Below are 1,383 nucleotides of genomic sequence, written 5' to 3'. Positions count from 1 at the left end.
GCCCTCAGCAGGCTGATCGTAGTGGTCGTTCACACCGGCAGTCGTCACTACCCACGTCGTCTCGCCTGTCTCGCCCGTTACGACCGACAGGTACTGTCCAGCCTCACCCGCTTGCGGGTCAAACGAGACCGTTTCAGCGTCCTCGGATCGGGGCGGTGCACCGTCGACAGTGATCTTCACCTCGTACTCGATCGGTTCGGTGAACGCGTCCGGATACAGGACGGTGTCCCCGGGACGGAGCGACACCGACGCGTGTAGGTGGCGCTGTGGCAAAGGAACGCCACGCTCGTCACCGTCATCCGTCCGATAGGTCTCCGGAGCGTCGACGACGCGGACACCAAGCCTGTGGGGAAGGTCATCTAGGTTAGCGAACCCGAGACTCCCGGCCGAGGGAAAGACATCGTCGTCAGACCGCAGCCCACAGCCCGCAACTGGAACAGTGGCGGCCAGTCCGGTACACCTGAGGAGGGCTCGACGGGTCACACGGGGCATTAAGAGTATTTGATCGCGGGAGGTCAGTATTGTTTTTCATCTGCGCTGAGCTCACCCTCCGAATTACTCTTGCTGTTCTTGACAGGTGCTCGGTGGTTCATACGATGGTTGTTGTATGGACTGCGTATATACAGTACAGACTGACCGCGAGAAAGCAACGGTGTCTACCCAGTATAGAGCACGCACTAACCAGTCGGTAGTTGTGTGAGAACTTGCTCCGTGCAACCGCGCTCAGAGGTTCGTGTTGTTAAGAACCCTGTTACTCCCTTCGAGAATCATGAACACGGCGAGCATCCGCCATGCGAGCGCCATATCGGCGAAGGCCGGAATCGTGAACGTCGTGATGACAAGCGCGACCGCCCCGAGGACTTCCGCGGCCCCGCCGGCTACAGGTACCCTATTCATGGGTATAGACAATGTCAGCCATTCGAAATATTTTCACGCTGTAAATCTGTTTAAATACCATCGCTGTATCGTAATCCGGTGTAAACCACGATCAGAAGTGCTACGAGGACGCCAATTAGAAAATTGAACCCGCTTCCGTCATATCCATAGGGCACTGACAGGTCAGTTGTCCTGTCCAGAATCATCAGTAATACAGCGAGGCCGGCGACACCGATGCCAATCAATCGACCGATATGCGAAGTATTCCGGTTGTCTGACATATTCTACGGATTGATGTGTGAATGGAAGATTGGTTTGCGAATTTCACCGTACCGACGGGCGAGACGGACCAGCACGGCAGTCCACAGAGTCAGGCCCGCGAAGACCGTCACCTGAACGGCGAGTCCGTCAATCACGCAGGCTCACCCCCCTCGGTACCGGCGGCCCGGTCGCCCGCCCAGAGGTACAGCGTCTCGGCCTCGTCAGGGGTGCCGTAAACATCGTGGT

The 1,383-nt window shown here is 57.5% G+C and carries 2 protein-coding genes; both read right to left on the bottom strand.

Annotation, left to right across the window (positions count from 1 at the left end; genetic code table 11):
- Positions 1–492: hypothetical protein (locus EXE44_RS15730; protein WP_199241228.1), on the bottom strand; the 492-nt coding region annotated here is incomplete at its 3' end.
- A gap of 231 nt (positions 493–723) precedes the next feature.
- On the bottom strand, positions 724–897 hold the full coding sequence (locus EXE44_RS20300; protein WP_158293473.1) for a hypothetical protein: 174 nt from the start codon (positions 895–897) through the stop codon (positions 724–726).
- Positions 898–1,383: the final 486 nt, after the last annotated feature.

Source organism: Halorubrum sp. SS7, from assembly GCF_005435055.1.
Classification (GTDB): Archaea; Halobacteriota; Halobacteria; order Halobacteriales; family Haloferacaceae; genus Halorubrum; species Halorubrum salinarum.
Note: the sequence above shows the minus strand (reverse complement) of the source record. Positions and strands in the feature narration are given on the sequence as shown.